Below are 6,777 nucleotides of genomic sequence, written 5' to 3' on the forward strand. Positions count from 1 at the left end.
AACGAGAGGATCTGATGTGGTGAGCAAGCGCTTCACCGCCGGTGCCGTCGCAACCGCAACGGCGTTGGCACTCACGGTGACCGGCGTGGTGGGCACGGCGAACGCCGAGCCGACCGCGACCCGGGAGTTCACCGTCGTCGCGGAGGCCGGCGTCTCCGCCGACGCGGCGATCGCCGCCATTACCGCCGCGGGCGGCACCGTGGTTTCCCGCACCGACGAGGTCGGGCTGTTCCAGGTCACCAGCGACCGTACCGACTTCGCCAGCCGGGCGACCGCGAACGCGGCCCTGCTCGGCGCGGCCGAGCGGAAGGCGATCGGCCGCAAGCCCAAGCTCGACCGGGTCGAGCAGGAGCACCTCCTCGCCCAGGCCAAGGCCGTCGCCAAGGGCACCGTCGCCAAGCGGGGCAAGAAGATGGACCCGCTGGACGAGAAGCTCTGGGGACTGGAGATGATCCGGGCCGACGAGGCCCGCAAGGTGGAACCGGGCGACCGTCGGGTCACCGTCGGCATCCTGGACACCGGTGTCGACGCCAGCAACCCCGACCTCGCGCCGAACTTCAGCTGGTCCCTGTCGCGCAACTTCGCCCCGGACATCCCCGAGGTCGACGGGGAGTGCGAGGTGGCGAGCTGCCTCGACCCGGTCGGCACCGACGACGGCGGCCACGGCACCCATGTCGCCGGCACCATCGGGGCCGCCGCGAACGGCTTCGGCCTCTCCGGCGTCGCCCCGAACGTCACCCTGGTCGAGCTGAAGGGCGGCCAGGACTCCGGCTACTTCTTCCTCGACCCGGTCGTCAACGCCCTGGTGCACGCGGGCAACGTCGGCCTCGACGTGGTGAACATGTCCTTCTACGTCGACCCGTGGCTCTACAACTGCACCGCGAACCCGGCCGACTCGCCGCAGGCGCAGACCGAGCAGCGGGCGACCATCGAGGCCATGAAGAGGGCGCTCGACTTTGCCCACCGCAAGGGCGTCACCCTGGTCGGCTCGCTGGGCAACAACCACGAGGACCTGGGCGCGCCGCGCACCGACACCTCCAGCCCGGACTACGGCGCCGACCCGTACGACCGTCCGATCGACAACGCCACCTGCTGGGACCTCCCGGTAGAGGGCCCGCACGTGATCGGCGTGTCGGCGGTCGGCCCCTCCGGCAAGAAGGCCGACTACTCGAACTACGGCACCGAGCAGATCTCGGTCGCCGCGCCGGGTGGCTGGTTCCGCGACGGCTTCGGCACGGACACCTACCGCCTCGACGCCAACATGATCCTCTCCACGTATCCGAAGCACGTGCTCCAGGAGGAGGGGTCGGTCGACGAGAACGGCAACATCGTCGAGGGCTTCGAGGAGTCGGTGTTCAAGCAGTGCAAGGCCAACGGCGACTGTGGGTACTACACCTACCTTCAGGGCACCTCGATGGCGTCGCCGCATGTCAGTGGCGTCGCGGCGCTGATCGTCAGCAAGTACGGCAAGAAGACCCGGGATGGCCTGGGCATGGACCCGGCCAAGGTCGAGCGGCAGCTCTACCGCACCGCCACGGAGCGGGCCTGCCCGGAGCCGCGCCTGCAGACGTACACCAACGAGGGCCGGGATGCCGAGTTCAACGCCTACTGCGCGGGTGACTCGAAGTTCAACGGCTTCTACGGCCACGGGATCATCGACGCGTACGCGGCGGTGAAGACCCGCAGCTGAGCACCGGTGCCACCGGGAGGGCCCGGGCGACCACGGTCGCCTGGGCCCTTCTCGCCCCGGGGATCAACGCCGCCAACCCCGGGCGGCCAGGGCGGCGTGGACCTCCCGCGTCAGCGCGGGGAAGTCGTGCCGGAGGCGGCGGCCCGGCGCGTGCAGCACGATCCATCCCGCGCAGACGAGCTGGTTGAGCCGCCGGCGGTCGCGGTGCAACTGGTCGGCGTCGGCGTGCGAGTTGCCGTCGTACTCGACCGCGACGCGGAACTCCGGCCAGGCCAGGCCCGGATGCAGGACGAGCCCCGAGGCCAGCCGGACCGGGTGCCGGGCGACCGGGCGGGGCAGCCCGGCGAGGACCAGCCGGACCCGCAACTCGGACTCCGGCGGTGACTGCGCCCCGGGATCGGCCAGGCCGAAGACCCACCTCGCCCGCCGGCCCCCGGGCCGGTCCGCGTTGCGGACCCCGATCGCGGTCAGCGCGTCCCGGGTGGTCAGGCCCTTGCGGAGCAGGCTGTCGACGATCCCGACAGCCCGGAGGGGCTCCAGCCAGACGGCGGTCTCCCAGGCCGCCGTCGCCGGATCGGTGCGGGGGAGCGCCCACGCCGCCGCCGCGACCGCGATCGGAGCCGCCCCGACGAGGGTCGAGGCCTCCGGGCACCCCGCGACACCCGCGACACCTGCGGCGTCCATGGCGATATCCACGGCGTCCCGGCCGAGACGCGGCCCGGCGCGGGCGGCGTCGCGCGGTGGTGGCGTCGGGCGGAGGGCACCCGGGGCGGGTGATGGTGCTGCCCCGATCGTGGCCGGGCCGTGGGCCGGCAGCGAGGAGTGGGCGTACAGCGGAACGTGCGGGGACAGCGGAACATGGGGCGAGAGCGGGGCAGGGGCGGGCAGTGAGGCGAGGGCGGGCAGTGGGGCGGGAGTGAGCAGCGCTGCGGGGGCCGGTGGCGAGGTGGAGGGGCGCAGGTCGGTCAGGTGCACCCGGAGCCCCCGCTGGCTGCGCAGCCCCGCCGCGCGGGGGCTGGCCACGTGCACCTCGTCGGAGAACTCGGCGGCGTGCTCGACCCCGTACAGCAGCGCCGCCGACGGGCCGGCGAGCGCCGAGCCCGGGGGCAGTTGCAGGGACGCCGCCCGGCAGGCCAGTGTGTGGTCCAGGTCGAGGCGGGAGTCGGCGTAGATGTCGCGGCGCAGGTTGACCCAGGCCGAGCTGCGTAGCTTGTGCGCGGTGACGAGGCCCAGCCGGATCGCCTCGGAGGCACGGAAGACCTGCCAGGCGAGGGCGGACGGGCGATCAGGGTGTCGGGGCATGCGCCCAGGCTCCCGGCAGCCGCCGCGCCTGGATACCCCTGTGGACAACGCCCCGCCCGGTCGATCGATCCCCCTGTGGACAACCAGCCGGATGCCCTCCGGCTGTGCTAGTGGCCTGCTCCCGACACGTCGGGGCCGGGCGGCCGGCATCAGGGGGCGAGGGCGGTGGCGACGGCGCTGGCCGGCATCAGGGGGCGAGGGCGGTGGTCGACGGAGCTGGCCGCCGTCAGGGGGCGAGGGCGGTGGCGACGGCGCTGGCCGCCGCGAGCACCTGCTCGCCGACCACCTCCGGGTCCAGCGGAGCCAGCGCGACCACCCCGACGCTCGCCTCCAGGCCCGGCACGCCGAGCACCGGCGCGGCCACCCCGTACGCGCCGGGCTGCAACTCGCCGCTGGTGCCCACCGGGTCGGCGGAGCCCGACCGGCCGCCGAGGATGGCCCGACCGGCCGCCCCCCGGTCCAACGGGTGCCGCGTCCCCGTCCGGTACGCCACGTGCAACGACGTCCAGCTCGGCTCCACCACCGCGAGCGCGACCCCCTCGCCGCCCTCGACCACGGTGAGGTGGGCGGTCGCGCCGGCCTGCTCGGCGAGCCGGCGCAGGGCGGGCAGCGCGCCCTCGGCGAGCAGCGGCTGGGCCCGGCGGGCCAGGTGCAGCACCCCCGCGCCCAGGCGCAGCCGGCCGTCGCCGTCCCGCCGCACCATGCCGTGCCCGCTCAGCGCGCCGACCAGCCGGTAGACGGCCGCCCGGCCGATGCCCAGCAGGTTCGCCGCCTCGGTGACGGTCAGCCCGCCCGGGGCGTCGGCGACCAGGTGCAGCAGCCGCAGCCCCCGGTCCAGCGTCTGGGCCGTCTCGCCCCCGCGCGGCCCGTCGCCGGGTCGCGCCGTCGTGCCGTACCGCCGTGCCGCCTCATCCACGAGGGCAGCGTACGACCCGGCACCGGGCGTCCCGGGAATGCGTGGACGGCTACCCTTGTGAGGTGACGCTACGCCTGTATGACACTGCCACCCGATCGGTGCGGGACTTCGTCCCGCAGGAAGCCGGCAAGGTGGGGGTCTACCTGTGTGGTCTCACCCTTCAAGCACCCCCGCACATCGGTCACCTTCGCTCCGGCGTCAACTACGACGTGCTGCGCCGCTGGCTGCTGGCGAAGGGGTTCGAGGTCCGGTTCATCCGCAACCTGACCGACATCGACGACAAGATCCTGGTCAAGGCCGTCGAGCAGGGCCGGCCGTTCTGGTCGATCGCCTACGCCAACGAGCGGGCGCTGACCGGCGCCTACCAGGCGCTGAACGTGCTGCCGCCGACGTACGAGCCGCGGGCCACCGGGCACGTCCCGGAGATGCACGAGCTGATCGCGAAGCTGATCGACACCGGACATGCCTACCCGGCCACCGACGGCTCCGGCGACGTCTACTTCGACGTGGCCTCCTGGCCGGCCTACGGCGCGCTCTCGGGCCAGTCGCCCGACGCCATGCAGGCCGGCGGCGACGCCCAGGAGCGGGGCAAGCGTGACCCGCGCGACTTCGCGCTGTGGAAGGGCGTGAAGCCCGACGAGCCGGCCGACGCGTACTGGCCCTCGCCGTGGGGCCGGGGGCGGCCCGGCTGGCACATCGAGTGCTCGGCGATGTGCTGGCGCTACCTGGGCGCCGAGTTCGACATCCACGGCGGCGGGCTCGACCTGACCTTCCCGCACCACGAGAACGAGATCGCCCAGTCGCAGGCCGCCGGCCTGCCGTTCGCCCGCTACTGGGTGCACCACGGGCTGCTCAGCATCGGCGGCGCGAAGATGGGCAAGTCGGCCGGCAACGCTCTCGACCTGGCGTACGTCGCGTCGCTCGGGGTGCGCCCGATCGAGCTGCGCTACTACTACGCGGTCGCGCACTACCGTTCGTTGATCGACTACACCGAGGACTCGCTGCGCGAGTGGGCGACCGGCTTCCGGCGGATCGAGGGGTTCGTCCAGCGGGCCGCCGAGCGGGTCGGCCCGGGTGGGTTCGGGAAACTACCGGAGGCCTTCGTCGCCGCGATGGACGACGACCTGAACACCTCGGCCGCCTTCGCGGTGCTCCAGGAGGTGATCCGGGACGGCAACAGCGCGCTGACCTCCGGCGACGATGTGACCGTCCGCACGGCGCTCGGCTCCGTGCGGGCAATGCTGGATATCCTCGGGATCGACCCCCTGGACGAGGCCTGGACGGGCGGCGGTCGCGTGGACGACCTGCGCGACGTGATGGACTCGCTGGTCGCGCTGGCCCTGGAACAGCGCGCGCAGGCCCGCAGCCGCAAGGACTGGGCTGCCGCGGACGCCGTCCGCGACCAGCTCAAGCAGGCCGGCGTGATGATCGAGGACACCCCCCAGGGCCCCCGTTGGACTATTGGAGAGCAGGACTGATGGCCGGCAACTCGCAGCGCCGTGGCCGGCGACTGACGTCGAAGGCAGGTGCCCCGAAGGGCTCCGGAGGCAAGAACAAGGACTCCCTCGCGGGCCGGGGAAGGACCCTGCCCGCCGACGAGCGCCCCTGGCACAAGGGGTACTCGGGCACCGAGAAGCTGCCGCAGCGCACCGCCTGGAAGCAGGACAAGGAGCTCCGGGCGGCGAGCGAGGAGGGGCGGGCCCCGAAGATCGGCAAGCCGGGCACCAAGGACACCACCTGGGGCAGGGGCGGCGGTCGGGGCGTTCCGGTCGGCCGGGGCGGCGGGGCCGCCGGCCGGGGCGGAAAGCCGACCGGCCGCACCGGCCCCCGGGTCGCGCCGGGCCGCAAGTCCAACCCCGCGAAGGACAGCCCCGAGCTGCTGGTCGGGCGGAACCCGGTGCTGGAGTCGCTGCGCACCCAGGTGCCGGCCACCGCGCTCTACATCGCCCAGGGCATCGAGAGCGACGACCGGATCAACGAGATCATCCGCACCGCCGCCGACCGGGGCATCGCCCTCCTGGAGATCAGCCGCGCCGAGCTGGACCGGATGACCGGCGGCGTGCTGCACCAGGGCGTCGGCCTCCAGGTGCCGCCGTTCGCGTACGAGTCCTTCGACGACATGGTCGCCGCGTCGCTGGAGCAGACCGCCCCGCTGCTGGTGGCGCTGGACGGCGTCACCGACCCGCGCAACCTTGGCGCGGTGATCCGGTCCGCCGCCGCGTTCGGCGCGCAGGGTGTCTTCGTACCGGAGCGGCGGGCTGCCGGGATCACCGCGACCGCCTGGCGCACCAGCGCCGGCGCGGCGGCGCGGGTGCCTGTCGCCCAGGTCACCAACCTGACCCGGTCGCTCAAGGCCTGCCGGGACGCCGGCTTCATGGTCGTCGGCCTTGACGCCGACGGCGAGACCGACCTGTACAACCTGGAGGCCGCCGTCGGGCCGCTGGTCGTGGTGGTCGGTTCGGAGGGGCGCGGGCTGTCCCGGCTGGTCGGCGAGACCTGCGACCTGACCGTGAGCATTCCGATGATCTCCGAGGTGGAATCGCTCAACGCCAGCGTCGCCGCCGCGGTGGCCCTCGCCGAGGTGTCCCGCCGCCGGGCCGCCGAGGGCTGATCCCGCAGACATGGAAAGGGGCGGTCCGCCGAGATGCGGGCCGCCCCTTTCGCCTGTCCGGGGCCTACGGCTGCCGGCTCCGTTCCGCCGCCCCGCGACCGGCCGCCCCTGGCCGTGCCGGCGCACCGGCACCTCGTTGACCACCCGGATACCGGCCCGGAGACGACGATGGGGGTGGGGGCCCCGCGGGGGGGGCCCCCCCCCGCGGCGGTACGGACACCCCCCAGGCCGGGGGGGGGGTTTTGTAAGGGGTTGGGC

General features: G+C 73.8%; 5 protein-coding genes. 3 read left to right on the forward strand and 2 right to left on the reverse strand.

The genetic code is table 11. From position 1 onward, the window contains the following. The first annotated feature begins 19 nt into the window (after positions 1 to 19). A complete protein-coding gene (locus tag ACFYZF_RS01030) occupies positions 20 to 1,690 on the forward strand; it encodes a S8 family serine peptidase (RefSeq protein ID WP_387014426.1) in 1,671 nt (556 codons plus the stop codon). A gap of 63 nt (positions 1,691 to 1,753) precedes the next feature. Here ACFYZF_RS01030 and ACFYZF_RS01035 read toward each other — a convergent pair whose 3' ends face one another. Further along, positions 1,754 to 2,992: a hypothetical protein gene (locus ACFYZF_RS01035; RefSeq protein WP_387014429.1), complete on the reverse strand. Its 1,239-nt coding sequence runs from the start codon at positions 2,990 to 2,992 to the stop codon at positions 1,754 to 1,756. Between the two features lie 226 nt (positions 2,993 to 3,218). Next, positions 3,219 to 3,908 (reverse strand): IclR family transcriptional regulator, encoded by a 690-nt coding sequence (locus tag ACFYZF_RS01040; protein WP_387014432.1) that lies wholly within the window; start codon positions 3,906 to 3,908, stop codon positions 3,219 to 3,221. Between the two features lie 62 nt (positions 3,909 to 3,970). Between ACFYZF_RS01040 and cysS the strand changes: the two genes are divergently transcribed. After that, positions 3,971 to 5,386, forward strand: coding sequence for a cysteine--tRNA ligase (gene cysS, locus ACFYZF_RS01045; RefSeq protein WP_387014434.1), 1,416 nt, complete (start codon positions 3,971 to 3,973; stop codon positions 5,384 to 5,386). Continuing rightward, entirely contained in the window at positions 5,386 to 6,519 is a 1,134-nt protein-coding gene (gene rlmB / locus ACFYZF_RS01050) for a 23S rRNA (guanosine(2251)-2'-O)-methyltransferase RlmB (RefSeq protein WP_387014437.1), read from the forward strand. Before cysS ends, rlmB begins: the two co-directional genes overlap by 1 nt. Positions 6,520 to 6,777 lie beyond the last annotated feature (258 nt).

Source organism: Micromonospora sp. NPDC001898 (assembly GCF_042891255.1).
Lineage (GTDB): Bacteria > Actinomycetota > Actinomycetes > Mycobacteriales > Micromonosporaceae > Micromonospora.

Excerpts from the sequence above, each read along its gene's own strand:
- ACFYZF_RS01035 (WP_387014429.1), bottom strand. The coding sequence starts at position 2,992 with ATGCCCCGACACCCTGATCGCCCGTCCGCCCTCGCCTGGCAGGTCTTC.
- rlmB (WP_387014437.1), top strand. The coding sequence starts at position 5,386 with ATGGCCGGCAACTCGCAGCGCCGTGGCCGGCGACTGACGTCGAAGGCA.